Annotated in this window: 11 protein-coding genes; 1 reads left to right on the forward strand and 10 read right to left on the reverse strand. The window is 69.9% G+C overall.

Annotation, left to right across the window (positions count from 1 at the left end; genetic code table 11):
- Positions 1-16: 16 nt before the first annotated feature.
- Positions 17-1,180, reverse strand: a complete 1,164-nt coding sequence (locus ACFXPL_RS01590) for a cysteine desulfurase family protein (RefSeq protein ID WP_384910704.1) — start codon at positions 1,178-1,180, stop codon at positions 17-19.
- A gap of 132 nt (positions 1,181-1,312) precedes the next feature.
- On the opposite strand from ACFXPL_RS01590, the gene ACFXPL_RS01595 reads away from it, so the two are divergent.
- Positions 1,313-2,182, forward strand: coding sequence for an alpha/beta fold hydrolase (locus ACFXPL_RS01595; protein ID WP_384910707.1), 870 nt, complete (start codon positions 1,313-1,315; stop codon positions 2,180-2,182).
- A 4-nt stretch (positions 2,183-2,186) separates the two neighbouring features.
- Here ACFXPL_RS01595 and ACFXPL_RS01600 read toward each other — a convergent pair whose 3' ends face one another.
- From ACFXPL_RS01600 to ACFXPL_RS01640, 9 genes are all read right to left on the reverse strand, one after another.
- The gene (locus ACFXPL_RS01600; RefSeq protein ID WP_384910710.1) at positions 2,187-3,032 is read right to left on the reverse strand and encodes a thioesterase family protein; all 846 of its coding nucleotides are present in this window, start codon (positions 3,030-3,032) and stop codon (positions 2,187-2,189) included.
- Between the two features lie 102 nt (positions 3,033-3,134).
- Positions 3,135-3,794 (reverse strand): trimeric intracellular cation channel family protein, encoded by a 660-nt coding sequence (locus ACFXPL_RS01605; protein ID WP_384910713.1) that lies wholly within the window; start codon positions 3,792-3,794, stop codon positions 3,135-3,137.
- A gap of 117 nt (positions 3,795-3,911) precedes the next feature.
- Positions 3,912-5,072 (reverse strand): ABC transporter ATP-binding protein, encoded by a 1,161-nt coding sequence (locus tag ACFXPL_RS01610; RefSeq protein ID WP_384910716.1) that lies wholly within the window; start codon positions 5,070-5,072, stop codon positions 3,912-3,914.
- Complete coding sequence (locus tag ACFXPL_RS01615) at positions 5,069-6,199, reverse strand: ABC transporter ATP-binding protein (protein WP_384910719.1); 1,131 nt, start codon at positions 6,197-6,199, stop codon at positions 5,069-5,071. Before ACFXPL_RS01615 ends, ACFXPL_RS01610 begins: the two co-directional genes overlap by 4 nt.
- Positions 6,196-7,206, reverse strand: coding sequence for an ABC transporter permease (locus ACFXPL_RS01620; RefSeq protein WP_384910722.1), 1,011 nt, complete (start codon positions 7,204-7,206; stop codon positions 6,196-6,198). Before ACFXPL_RS01620 ends, ACFXPL_RS01615 begins: the two co-directional genes overlap by 4 nt.
- Positions 7,207-7,367: 161 nt before the next feature.
- Positions 7,368-9,128, reverse strand: a complete 1,761-nt coding sequence (locus ACFXPL_RS01625) for an ABC transporter substrate-binding protein (protein WP_384910724.1) — start codon at positions 9,126-9,128, stop codon at positions 7,368-7,370.
- 42 nt (positions 9,129-9,170) lie between these two features.
- A complete protein-coding gene (locus ACFXPL_RS01630; protein ID WP_384910726.1) occupies positions 9,171-10,169 on the reverse strand; it encodes an ABC transporter permease in 999 nt (332 codons plus the stop codon).
- A 358-nt stretch (positions 10,170-10,527) separates the two neighbouring features.
- Positions 10,528-11,322 (reverse strand): enhanced serine sensitivity protein SseB C-terminal domain-containing protein, encoded by a 795-nt coding sequence (locus ACFXPL_RS01635; protein ID WP_384910729.1) that lies wholly within the window; start codon positions 11,320-11,322, stop codon positions 10,528-10,530.
- Positions 11,323-11,739: 417 nt separating this feature from the next.
- Positions 11,740-12,474: an enhanced serine sensitivity protein SseB gene (locus tag ACFXPL_RS01640; RefSeq protein WP_384910731.1), complete on the reverse strand. Its 735-nt coding sequence runs from the start codon at positions 12,472-12,474 to the stop codon at positions 11,740-11,742.
- Positions 12,475-12,525 lie beyond the last annotated feature (51 nt).

Raw genomic sequence — 12,525 nt, forward strand, 5'->3', positions numbered from 1 at the left:
GCCCCGCGCCGTTCCGTCAGCTCAGGCCGGCGTTGCGCGCGCGGTCGACCGCCGGGCCGATGGCCTTCGCGACCGCCTCGACGTCCGCCGCCGTGGACGTGTGGCCCAGCGAGAAGCGCAGGGTGCCCCTGGCCAGGTCCGGGTCGCTGCCGGTGGCCAGCAGGACATGGCTCGGCTGGGCCACTCCCGCCGTGCACGCGGAGCCGGTCGAGCACTCGATGCCCTGGGCGTCGAGCAGCAGGAGCAGGGAGTCGCCCTCGCAGCCGGGGAAGCTGAAGTGCGCGTTGGCGGCGAGGCGGTGTTCGGGGTCGCCGCCGAGGACCGCGTCGGGGACGGCGGTCCGTACGGCCGTGATCAGTTCGTCCCGCAGGGCGCCGATCTCGCGGGCGAACGCCTCGCGCCGTTCCGCGGCGAGCCGGCCCGCGACCGCGAAGGCGGCGACGGCGGGCACGTCGAGGGTGCCCGAGCGGACATGGCGTTCCTGGCCGCCGCCGTGCAGCACGGGCACGGGCGTGTACGCGCGGCCGAGCAGCAGGGCGCCGATGCCGTACGGGCCGCCGATCTTGTGGCTGGAGACGGTCATCGCGGCGAGCCCGGAGGCGCCGAAGTCCAGCTCGGTCTGACCGAAGGCCTGAACCGCGTCGGAGTGCAGCGGAATGTCGAACTCCGCCGCCACCTCGGCGAGTTCCGGGACCGGCAGGATCGTGCCGATCTCGTTGTTGGCCCACATGACGGTGGCGAGGGCGACATCGAGCGGGTTCCGTTCGATCGCCGCGCGCAGGGCGTCGGGCAGGACCCGTCCGTAGGGGTCGACGGGGAGGTATTCGACGGTGGCGCCCTCGTGTTCGCCGAGCCATTCGACGGCGTCGAGGACGGCGTGGTGCTCCACGGGGCTGGCCAGCACCCGGGTCCTGGCCGGGTCCGCGTCGCGGCGGGACCAGTACAGGCCCTTCACGGCGAGGTTGTCGGCCTCCGTGCCGCCCGAGGTGAAGACCACCTCGCTGGGGCGCGCGCCGAGGGCCTCCGCGAAGGCCTCGCGGGCCTCCTCGGCGGTACGGCGGGCCCGGCGCCCGGCGGCGTGGAGCGAGGAGGCGTTGCCGGCGAGGCCGAACTGGGCGGTCATCGCCTCGATCGCCTCCGGCAGCATCGGAGTGGTCGCGGCGTGGTCGAGGTAAGCCATGGTGGGCACGATTCTACGAGCGCGCACGGGCGCCCACGCGACCGGTACGGGCCGAAGCCGCCACGGACCGGCCGGGTAGCGGTCCGCACCGGGACTTGCCGAGCACTGTCAGGAGTGTCTAGCGTTACGGTCATGACAGAGTGGACGCTCGACCGCACGTTCCCCAGCTCGTCGGGCGAGGTCCGCTGGGCCGCGTTCGGCTCACCCGGCTCACCGCCCGTCGTGCTGCTGCACGGGACGCCGTTCTCCTCGTACGTCTGGCGCGCCCTCGCCCGCGCCTTCGCGCCGGACCAACGGGTTCTCGTCTGGGACATGCCGGGGTTCGGCGCCTCGGAGAAGAGCCCGGGGCAGGACGTGTCGCTGGACGCGCAGGCCCGGGTCTTCACCGAACTCCTCGGCCACTGGGGCCTGAGCGGTGGCCCTGACGGCCCGCCGGCCGTCGTCGCCCATGACTTCGGCGGGTGCGTGGCCCTGCGCGCCCATCTTCTGCACGGCGCCGCGTACGAACGGCTGGTTCTGGTCGACCCGGTGGCACTGGCGCCCTGGGGTTCACCGGCGTACCGGCTGCTGGGGGCGCACGGCGATGTCTTCGCCCAACTGCCGCCCGCCCTGCACCGGGCACTGGTGCGGGAGTACGTCTCCTCCGCGAGCCATCAGGGCCTGGCGCCCGCCGTCCTGGAGCGGCTGGCCGACGACTGGTGCGGGGCCGCGGGTCAGCCCGCCTTCTACCGGCAGATCCGGCAGAACGACCAGCGGTACACGGACGAGATCCAGGGCCGGTACGGGGAGCTGGAGCTGCCCGTACTGATCTGCTGGGGCGCGGAGGACACCTGGATCCCCGCGGCCAGGGGCGCGGAGCTGGCGGCGCTGATCCCCGGCGCCGAGCTGCGCCTGCTGGCGGGCGCCGGCCACCTCGTGCAGGAGGACGCGCCGGCGGAACTCGCCGCGGCGGTCGGCCGCTTCCTGCACAGCGGCCGGACACTCCCCGCGCGCCGCTCCTGACCCCTCAGGGGCGGGGCGCGCGGGCCAGTTGGCGGGACTGGGCGACCAGCCGGTCCGCGCTGTCCCAGACCTCCGCGTCCTCCTCCAGGAAGCCGCCGGCCAGGTTACGGGTGGTGATGGCGACCCGGAGCGGTCCGGGGGCCGGGCGGCAGCGGACGTGGACGGTCAGTTCGACGGTCGGCGTCCAGCCCCGCAGGCCCAGGTCGAAGGAGGTCGGCGGCAGCGCGTCGACGGTGAACAGCAGCGAGAGCGGATCGGGGGCGCGACCGTCGGCGAGTTCGAACCAGGCGCGCATCTCGCCCCGCCCGGAGGGCTCGCCGACCGCCCAGCCGACGGTGGCGGGGTCGATCCGCATGGCGAGCCGGTCGAGGATGGCGAAGTCGCCCTCCGGCGCCGGCCCGTCGGCGGTGCTGACGCACCGTTCCCGCGGCGGTATCCCGGGCGGCTTGGCGGCGGTCCTCACGTCGTCGGGCAGCGCGTCCAGATCGCCGTACGAGGCGAGGAACCGGATCCGCTCCACCTCACCGCCGTCCTCGCCCGTCTGGAAGAGGGACGCCTGGCCGGTGGAGAGCGTACGGCCGGTGCGCAGGGTCTCGGTCCTCACGACGGCCGGTCCCGGCACCGAGGGCGTGAGGTAGTGGGCGGACACGGCGAACGGGTCGGAGTGCGGCAGGGCTTCACCCAGCGCACGGCCCATGACCGCCAGCAGATAACCGCCGTTGACGACGTTCATGACGGTCCAGCCCGGGAAGAGCCGGGTGTCGTAGACGCCTGGGGCGCGGAGCGAGACGGCCGTCTCGCGGTCGAACTCGCTGACGAACTCGCGGTCGCCGATGGATACCTGTGCCATGGGACGCAACCGTACAACACGACTGTACTAAGCGGTAGCTTACGTGGACGAACGTACCGGCCGAGGCCCCGCGCCCGTCGCACCCACGCGGGCCCGCCGACGTCACACCGGCTCCTCCGCCGCCGAGCGACGGTTCCAGGCGCGCGGCGCCCGCCAGTGGAAGCGCATCGCGAGCAGCCGCAGGGCGAACGCGGTCAGGACGGCGATCCCACTGGTGAGGCCGTTGAGCGCGTCGAAGCGGATGCAGAGCGCCACCATCGTGGCGCCGACGATCGCGGGTACGGCGTAGAGGTCGCGGTCCCAGCGCAGCAGTGACGGCACCTCGTTGGCGAGGACGTCGCGCAGTACGCCGCCGCCGACGGCCGTGGCCAGTCCGAGTACGACGGAGGAGGTCAGGCCGAGCCCGTACTCGTACGCCTTGGTGGTCCCCGTGACGCAGAAGAGGCCGAGCCCCGCCGCGTCGAAGACGTTGACCGCGCCTTGGATCCGCTCGACGTGGGGGTGGAGGAAGAAGACCAGCGCGGTCGCCACCAGCGGCATGGAGAAGTAGCCGAGATCGGTGAAGGCGGCGGGTGGCACCGCTCCGATGATCAGATCACGGAGCAGCCCTCCGCCCAGCGCGGTGATCTCGGCCAGCACCGCCATACCGAAGACATCGAAGTTCTTCCGTACGGCGAGCAGGGCGCCGGAGATCGCGAAGACGAAGATCCCGACGAGGTCGAGCGCGTGCTGGACGGAGGGCGTGAAAAGTTCATGGAACACCCGGACAGTGTGCCGGTACCCGTACGTACACACGGGAACCGGCCCGCCGGACCGGGACCGGGCCGCGTGGCGCCCGCGTGGGCGGCACGCCGGGCGCCGGCCCCGGCCCGGTGCGGACTACTCCTTGGAGGCCCCGCCGGTCTCCCCGGCAGCCTTCGCGCCGGCCTCGCTCGTCCCCTCCGCCAGTTCGATCGTCTCCCGCGCCGCCACCGAGACCGTGTCCTGCGGACGCTGGTCCGGCGCGTTCTCCGGGTGGTGGCAGGCCGCCTGGTGGCCCACGCCGAGCTGGATCAGCGGCGGCTCGGTCGTCTTGCAGACCTCCGTCGCCTTCCAGCACCGGGTGTGGAACCGGCAGCCGGTCGGCGGCGAGATCGGCGACGGCACATCGCCCTTGAGCAGGATCCGGTCGCTCTTGCCGCCGCGCCGGCTCGGGTCGGGCACCGGTACGGCCGACAGCAGCGCCTTCGTGTACGGGTGCTTGGGCGACTCGTACAGCGACTTGCGGTCCGCCAGTTCGACGATCTTGCCGAGGTACATCACCGCGATCCGGTCCGACACATGGCGGATGACCGAGAGGTCGTGCGCGATGATCACGTACGTCAGCCCCAGCTCCTTCTGGAGGTCGTCCAGCAGGTTCACCACCTGGGCCTGGATCGACACGTCCAGCGCCGAGACCGGCTCGTCGGCGACGACCAGCTTCGGGTTGAGGGCCAGCGCCCGCGCGATGCCGATGCGCTGGCGCTGTCCGCCGGAGAACTCGTGCGGGTAGCGGTTGTAGTGCTCGGGGCTCAGGCCCACCAGCTCCAGCAGCCGCTGCACCTCCTTCTTCACGCCGCCCTCGGGCTCGATGCCCTGGAGCTTGAAGGGGGTGGAGACGATCCCGCCGACGGTGTGGCGCGGGTTCAGCGACCCGAACGGGTCCTGGAAGATCATCTGGATGTCGCGGCGCATCGGCCGCAGCGCGCCCGCGGACATGTGGGTGATGTCCTTGCCCTCGAACTCGACCGTGCCACCGGTCGGTTCGAGCAGCCGGGTGATCAGCCGGCCCATGGTCGACTTGCCGCACCCGGACTCACCGACGACGCCCAGGGTCTCCCCGGGACGTACGTCGAAGGAGAGCCCGTCGACCGCCTGGACCGCGCCGACCTTGCGTTTCAGCAGGCCCTTGGTGATCGGGAAGTGCTTGACCAGGCCGGTGACCCTCAGGATCGGCTCGACACCGTCCGAGGGACCGCCCGCCGCGACCTGCTCCGGAATCTTCTTCGTCAGCTCAGTCACAGCTTCGGCGCAATCTCTTCGGTCCAGATCTTTTCCCGCTCCGCGCGCGACATGTGGCAGGCGGAGAAGTGCCCGTCGGTGATCTCCCGCAGGTCGGGACGGACCGTACGGGTGAGGTTGTCCTTGGGGATGTCGGCGTACGGGCAGCGCGGGTTGAAGGCACAGCCGGACGGGACGTTGATCAGGCTGGGCGGGGTGCCCTTGACCGGCACCAGCCGCTCGGTCTGCTCACGGTCGATACGGGGCATCGAGCCCAGCAGACCCCAGGTGTAGGGGTGCTGCGGCTGGTAGAACACGCTCTCCGACGAACCGCGCTCGATGCAGCGCCCGGCGTACATCACGAGCAGGTCGTCCGCGATCTCGGCGACGACGCCGAGGTCGTGGGTGATGATGACGACCGCCGAGTGGAACTCCTTCTGGAGGTCCCGGATGAGGTCGAGGATCTGCGCCTGGACGGTCACGTCCAGGGCGGTCGTCGGCTCGTCGGCGATCAGCAGCTCGGGGTTGTTCACCAGCGACATCGCGATCATCGCGCGCTGGCGCATACCGCCGGAGAACTGGTGCGGGTAGTCGTCGTAGCGCCGGGCCGGCTCGGGGATCCCGACCCGGTCGAGCATGTCGACGGCCCGCTTCTTCGCGGTCTTCTTGTCGACCTTGTTGTGGACGCGGTACGCCTCCACGATCTGCGCGCCGACGCTGTAGTACGGGTGCAGCGCGGAGAGCGGGTCCTGGAAGATCATCGACATCTTGTGGCCGCGCAGCGCGCGCACCCGCTCGGGGTCCGCGCCGATCAGCTCCTCGCCGTCCAGCCAGATCTCGCCGGAGATGCGGGCGCGCTCGGAGTTGTGCAGCCCCATGATGCCCAGCGAGGTCACGGACTTCCCGGAGCCGGACTCGCCGACGATGCCGAGGGTCTTGCCCGCCTGGAGGTCGAAGCTGACGCCGTCGACGGACTTCACGAGGCCGTCGTCGGTGTCGAAGTGGATACGGAGGTCCCGCACGGAGAGGAACGAGTCCTTCGCGGCCGGAGCGCCGGCGGCGGCGCCCGTGTCCACCGTGCCCGTGCCCGTCGCGCCCGTACCCGCGTCGTCCCCGCTCGCGTCCTGCGTCTTGCTCACGTCGCTCATGAGAGCCTCACCCGGGGGTCGATCGCGGCGTACACGAGGTCCACCAGCAGATTGCAGAGAACGATGAAGAAGGCGGCGACCAGCGTCACACCCATCACGATGGGCAGGTCGCTGCGGGTCACGCCCTGGATGGCGTACGCGCCCATCCCCTGGAAGGAGAAGACGCGCTCGGTGATGACCGCGCCGCCCAGGAGCAGTGCGAAGTCCATGCCGAAGATCGTGACGAGCGGGGTCAGCGCGGCGCGCAGGCCGTGCTTGACGACCACCTGGCGCTCGCGCAGGCCCTTCGCCCGCGCGGTTCTGATGTAGTCCTCGCCCATGGTCTCCAGCATCCCGGCGCGGGTGAGCCGCGCGTAGAGGGCGGAGTACAGGAAGGCGAGGGTGCACCAGGGGAGGATCAGGTTCCACGCCCATTCGCCGGGGTTCTCGGAGAACGGTACGAACTGGAGCTCTTCCCAGATCGTCCAGTGGAAGCTGAACAGGGCGAGGGAGACCAGGCCGGTGAAGAACATCGGCAGCGAGACGCCGGCCAGGGCGATGCCCATGGTCAGACGGTCGAAGATCGAGCCCCGCTTGAGCGCGGAGAGGACGCCGATGGCGACACCGGAGATGACCCAGATGACCGCCGCGCCGATGGCCAGCGAGAAGGTGACCGGGATGCGCTGGACGATCTCGGGCCAGACCTCGACGTGGGTCTTGAAGGAGTAGCCGAAGCACGGCGCGTTGCACACCGAGGGGTTGGGGCCGAGGTTGTACTCGGCGCCGACCACGATGGCCTTGATGAAGTGCCAGTACTGGAGGTAGAGGGGGTCGTCCAGGCCCAGGTTCGCCTTGATGGCGGCGATGGCGTCGGGGTCGGCGCCCTTACCGACGTACTGGGCGGCCAGGGAATCGGTCGTCTGGCCGCCCAGCCGGGGCACCAGGAAGAAGATCGCGAACGTGACTGCGCTGACCACCAGCAGCAGCAACACCGCGGCGAATACGCGTCGGATGATGTACGCAGCCACAGCCGTGCGGTACCAGGGCGTCCGGGCGGGGTGCGCCCGTACGATCCGGCACCTTCACCTGCCTTTCGGGGGGGGTGCTGTTTGATGTAACAGGTGTTACTGAATGTGTTGCCGAGCGGGCCCGGAGTCTGTTCCGAGCCCGCTCGGAGGGTCCTGCGGGCTTACTTGGACGAGCTCATCAGCACGTAGTCGTACATACCGAGGTACGACTCGGCCACGGTGACGTTGGTCGCCGAGTCCGGGCGGTAGAGCAGGTTCTTCTTGTAGAAGAGCGGCACGGCGGAAGCGTTCTCCATGACCAGCTTGTCGACCTCGGCCCACTTGTCACCGCGAGCGGTGGCGTCGAGGGTGCCGATGCCGTCGGTCAGCGCCTTGTTGATCTTCGGGTCGTTCAGCTCCATCAGGTTCGTGCCACCGGACGGCTTGATGGCCGAGCCGTTCACGATCGAGTCGAGGAAGCCGTAGCCGGTGGGCCAGTCGGCACCCCAGGCCATCATCATCAGGCCGGCCTTGTTGTCGTGGACCCACTTGGGGGAGCCCGCGAAGTCCGTGAAGTACTTGTCGGCCGGGAACTGCTTGATGTCGGCCTCAATGCCGATCGTCTTCAGGCTCTGCTGGATCTGCGTGGCGGCCTGGACCTCGTCGGGACGGTCGGAACGCGCCGTCAGCGAGGTCTTGAAGCCCTTCGGCTGACCGCACTTGGTGAGCTGTTCCTTGGCCTTGGCCTCGTCGCCCTTGTTGCCCTCGGTCGGGTACAGGTCGAACTTCTTGTAGCCGGCGACCGACGGCGGGATCATCGTGGTGGCGGGGTCACCCTTGACCGAGCCGCCGACGGCGTCGACCACGCCGGCCTTGTTGATCGCGTACTGCACGGCCTTGCGGCACTCGATGTTGTCGAACGGCTTCACGTTGACGTTCATCGCCAGGTAGGCGAGCGCGCCCGCGTAGGGGTTGTCCGTCCGGGCCTTCTCGGCCGGCTTCACGAGCACCTTCGGCTGCGTCTTGGACTGCAGCCCGGTACCCGCGATGTCCGCGGTGATCGTGTCGCTGAGCAGGTGCTCGTCGACCGTGGAGGCGTTGACGTTGAACTTCAGCTCGATCTTGTCCGGCAGCGCCTTGCGGATCGGGTCCGTCGCCGGGTCCCACTCGGGGTTCCGGGAGAACGTCGCGCCGCGGCTCTCGCTGTACGAGTCGAACTTGTACGGGCCCGAGGAGACGATCTTCTGGACGTACTCGGCACCCGTGTCGGCCTTCTGCGGGACCGGGGCCGTCTGCGAGAACGCGGCCAGGTAGTCCATGTCCGCGAACGGCTTGTTCAGCTTGAAGGTGATCGTGTACTTGTCCGGCGTCTCGATGGACTTGAGACCCTCGGGCGACTTGTCCTTGTAGGGACCCTTGTACTTGTCACCGCCCTCCAGGTACGCCTTGAAGTACGTCGGGCCGTTGGAGATGGCCTCGGGCGCGAAGTTGGAGCGCTCGATGGCGTACTTGACGTCCGCGGAGGTGATCTCGGTGCCGTCCTGGAACTTCACGCCCTTGCGGAGCGTGTACGTCCAGGTCTTGGCGTCCGGGCTGCCCTTGCCGAGGGAGGTCGCCAGGTCGGGAACGACCGTGAGGCCTTCCTTGCCGGCCGCAGGCTTGAACGTCACCAGGGAACGGCCGTACAGGCGGGAGAAGTTCTGCACCCAGCCGTAGTACGTGTTGCCCGGGTCCAGGGAGTCCGGGCCACTGGAGTGCTCGTACGTGACCGTCCCCCCCTTCTTGGTGCTGGCGTTGACGATGCTGCTCAGTCCGGCATCGGCCTTCGCGCTGCCGCCCCCATTGCCGTCCTTGTCCTTGCTGTCACCGCTGCCGCAGGCGGTCGCACCGAGTGCCAACGCCAGCGTGACGGCTATGGCCGATGCTGTCTTTCTGCTGTTCACCTGAGGAAAGCCCCCTCGATCGATGGTGCGGACTGGCCGCGATTACTTGCCACGGGGGTCGAGTGCGTCACGCAGACCGTCCCCCAGCAGATTGAAGGCCAGCACGGTGATGAAGATCGCCATGCCAGGAATGATCATGAACATCGGGTCGACCTGGTACAGGTCGACCGCGGTGGACAGCATGCCGCCCCATGAGGACTGCGGCGGGGCGATACCGACGCCGAGGAAGCTCAGGGAAGCCTCGAAGAGGATGTTGGTGGGGATCAGCAGCGTCGAGTAGACGAGGATCGGCGCGATCAGGTTGGGCAGCAGTTCCCGGAAGAGGATGAACGGGCCGCGCGCTCCCAGCGACCTGGCCGCCTCCACGAACTCCCGCTCCCGCAGGCTGAGTGTCTGCGCGCGCACGATGCGGCCGATGTACGGCCAGCTGAAGAAGCCGATGACGAAGATCAGTACGGCGATGCGCAGCGAGAGCCCTTCGAGCCCGAAGACGCTGCCCTGGAGCGACGCGGAGATCGAGATCGCGAAGAGGAGCAGCGGGAAGGCGAGGAAGGTGTCCATCATGCGGCTGATGGCGCTGTCGACCCAGCCGCCGTAGAAGCCGGCCACGACGCCCATCACGACGCCGATGACGACGGAGAGCATCGTGGACCCGGCCGCGACGACCAGGGAGACCCAGGAGCCTTCGATGATGCGGGCCAGGATGTCCCGGCCGGTCTGCGGTTCGACACCCAGAAGGTGGTCCCAGCTCATGCCGCCGAAGCTGCCCTTGGGCGCGAGCAGCGTGGGGTCGACGAGGTCCTGGTTGAAGGCGTTGGGGTCAAGGCCGAAGACCGACTGGATCGGCTTGGAGAGTACGGCGACAAGGACCAGCAGGATCACGATGACGCCGCCTGCCATGGCGACCTTGTCCCGTTTGAAACGCGTCCACGCGATCCGGCCGAGTGAACGGCCCTCGATCTGCTTGCCCCCGGCGCCTTCCAGCACCGCTTCCGGCGGTGCTTGCGCCGCCGACCCGGTGGTCTCGATAGGTGCCGTCATTGCGCTGGAGACCCCTCTCGGCCGACGGTGGCCGGCCTGTGACCGCCGCTGTAGCGGCTCGTTCGCTTCATTGATGTCGCATGGTGGTCCCCCCGGTTCGGGAGATCTGCTTCTGTCAGCGCATCGCCCGCACATCTGTCGCACATTCGTGCCGATGCCACCTGCTGGAGGGAGTCTTCAGCCCTATCGCGATCACATGCCAGCCCCATTGGGGAATGGTTGCTCAACCGTGATGCGATCAGAGGGTTACCGTTATACGGACACGACTTGGGCCTCAGCGGACGAGACCGATCACCAATCCGTCAGAATCCACCAGAACGGGCATGCCTGCCACCCCCGTTCCTCCCCCGCGCAGCGTTCAGTATGCGCGGGAGGCGGGGGGCGGATAGCCGTAACCGGAGGACTGAACGGGCGCCGCGTGCGCCGCGTGCGCCTCCCGGTCGTAGAACGGGCGGGAGTTGACGCGCAGCCACATCGTGACCGGGTCGTACTCGTCGGACATGGCGACCGTGGAAACCGGCAGCCCGTCGGGGACGGCGCCGATCGACTGGCGCATCATCGCGCGTACGGAGTCGACCGAGGCCGGGCTCGTGTCGTACAGGTCGAGGCCGATCGCCAGGTACGGGGCGCCCAGCGCCGGCTGCACCCAGGCCCGGCGCAGCGAGCGCACGGCGGGGGTGCGGTGCGCGTTCTGCGTGAGCAGGGCGTAGAACTGCGGGAGTTGGATGGCCGGCTCGGAGAGCCGCAGCGGGCCCGCGGGCATCCGGTCGAGGCCGGTGGCGATCCGGCGCAGGTCCAGCCAGGGGATGCCGAGGCCGCCGCCGGGGGCGTGCGGATTGAGCCAGATCCCCCAGCGGTCCGGGTAGAGGGCGCGGGCGATGTCGCGGCCGGAAACCACCTCGTGGGCCCGGGTCCAGCCGCTGACGGACAGCTCCTGGGCGGAGGTGACGCAGGGCGCGTACCCCAGCCCGTCGACCTCCATGTTGCCGTACTGGGCGTCGGGCGAACCGCCCTGACCGTGCCAGAGCAGCATCCAGACGCTGTCGTCGGCGAGGGCCTGGAGCAGTGCCTCGTACGCGTCGTACCGTCCCGGCGTCACCTGGCGCAGCATGTGCTCGACCTGCCCGGCCGCCGCGGTGCCTGACGCGCTCACTCTGGGTCCCGCCCCTCTTCGATTCACCATTCGTACCGCTCCCCGGCGCCGCGCGGTGCGCCGGCCAGGCCATCAAACCAGCTTAGGCGGCTGGCCTGACACCGACTTGACGGCGGGTGTGCGTGCCGCATAGACGGGGCGGCGCGGTACGGCTGATTCCCGCCGCGTACGCGCCGTGCCGTACCCGTGCCGCACCGCGCCGTACCCGGGACGCGCGCCCCGTGAACCGCCCCGTGGCCGGGGCGGCGACGTGCCCGCGACTACGGGTCATACCCGCCCCGGCCCGTCGTACCCCTCCGTCATCCCTCCGTCATGTCCCGGATGGGATACGGAGGGCGGTACGAAGGACGTGCGGAGACGCGCGTACGGGTACGGAGGCGTACGAAGGCGCGCGGAGGGACGGCCGGCCGGCCCCGCCTACCCCCGTTCGTAGAACGGCCCGACCTTCGCCAGCATCCACTCGCCGACGGGATCCTGGGTCAGGTCCAGCAGCAGGAGGTTGACCGGCCAGGCCACCGGCGCCCGGCCCAGCGCGCGACCGAGCGCGTCCATCGGCGCGTTGCGGTCGGCGGCCTCCCAGGAGGAGAGCTGGACGCCGATGAAGAGGACCGGCGGCTCGCCCTCGACACTGGCGAGGGCACGGCGGGCGGTGGTCACGGTGCCCGTCGCCCCGAACTCGGCCGCGGCGGCGGAGAGGAAGTCGACCGGGTCCTCCTTCCAGTCCGGCTGGAAGAGCCTGACCCGGCCCCCGCTGGCCGGTCCGTCGAGCGGCGTACGCCCGACCCGGCACAGCTCCGCTACGGCGAGCGGCGGCAGCGGCGCGCCGACCGCGCCGCCGGGGTTGATCGCGATGCCGAGCTGCGGCGGCAGTCCCCGGGCGAAGTCGCGGGCGGGCGCGACGGTGAACGCCATGTGCTCGCCGACGCAACTGAGGAACTGCTGGTGCGAGCTGAAGACCGGGACGTACGCGGCGCCGTCGATCTCCACCGTCGGCAGATCGAGGGTGGAGCTGTCGGGGCCGCCCCCGTTGGGCAACGGCACCCAGACCTCACTGCGTCCGAGCACCTCGACCAGCCGTCCGCCCGCGGCGTCATTGCCGAGCGAGGCGGTGAGCACCTCTTCCAGCTCGTTGCCCGGCCATGCTGTGTTCACCACTGTGCACCTCTCCACCCCGTCCACCCAGGACCCTGCCGCAGCACCCTA

Origin of the sequence: Streptomyces sp. NPDC059092 (genome assembly GCF_042756365.1) — a bacterium.
GTDB lineage: Bacteria > Actinomycetota > Actinomycetes > Streptomycetales > Streptomycetaceae > Streptomyces.

Bases quoted from the DNA above. Each gene is read 5' to 3' on its own strand.
- ACFXPL_RS01590 (WP_384910704.1), bottom strand. From the start codon at position 1,180: ATGGCTTACCTCGACCACGCCGCGACCACTCCGATGCTGCCGGAGGCG.
- ACFXPL_RS01595 (WP_384910707.1), top strand. From the start codon at position 1,313: ATGACAGAGTGGACGCTCGACCGCACGTTCCCCAGCTCGTCGGGCGAG.
- ACFXPL_RS01600 (WP_384910710.1), bottom strand. From the start codon at position 3,032: ATGGCACAGGTATCCATCGGCGACCGCGAGTTCGTCAGCGAGTTCGAC.
- ACFXPL_RS01630 (WP_384910726.1), bottom strand. From the start codon at position 10,169: ATGACGGCACCTATCGAGACCACCGGGTCGGCGGCGCAAGCACCGCCG.
- ACFXPL_RS01615 (WP_384910719.1), bottom strand. From the start codon at position 6,199: ATGAGCGACGTGAGCAAGACGCAGGACGCGAGCGGGGACGACGCGGGT.